Annotated in this window: 1 pseudogene; it reads right to left on the bottom strand. The window is 40.7% G+C overall.

What is annotated here, in order from left to right:
* Positions 1–421: 421 nt before the first annotated feature.
* Positions 422–535 (bottom strand): annotated as a pseudogene (locus BTV99_RS13845) (DUF4236 domain-containing protein); the annotation flags it as partial.

Raw genomic sequence — 535 nt, 5'->3', positions numbered from 1 at the left:
GTGTCTTACAATTACTTTTACAAGAGGTCTACTGTAAGCAAGAAAATACTGTTTTTATAAACAGCACATATTGAAAAAAACGTTATCTAAGCCGGATAACATTTTTTTCAATTATTTAATCGCTTCTATTGGTACAACAGGTGATTCATACGATAATGAATTTCCTAGACAGTTGAATGTTAGCGCAGCATGAACAAAGTAACAATTATCCATCCCATACTCACCACACGGCTAACCGTCGAGTGTCCCTGCCTTAACGTGAACCAGGCAAAAATAATCGGCAATAGCAAGATACCGATAGCAAGCCAAGCACTCACTTTTCTTTCAGTATTACTGATAATACGCTGATCAACGTTGTTAGCAGAACTGTGCGGTGATGAGGAGCGAGTTTTAGATCTCAAAGGTTTGTCATGTGCTTTATAAGATGAGTACGACAAGCCGCTACCGGGGATGCCTACCGTACCACGTGTGCCTTTTTTACCAACATTCACTGTCGCGCCGCGTTTGCCTACCGACAAACTAGAGCTCTCTTTTT

Origin of the sequence: Psychrobacter sp. Rd 27.2 (assembly GCF_001921755.1) — a bacterium.
GTDB classification, from domain to species: domain Bacteria; phylum Pseudomonadota; class Gammaproteobacteria; order Pseudomonadales; family Moraxellaceae; genus Psychrobacter; species Psychrobacter celer.
This window is presented reverse-complemented; position numbering and strand designations above follow the sequence as displayed.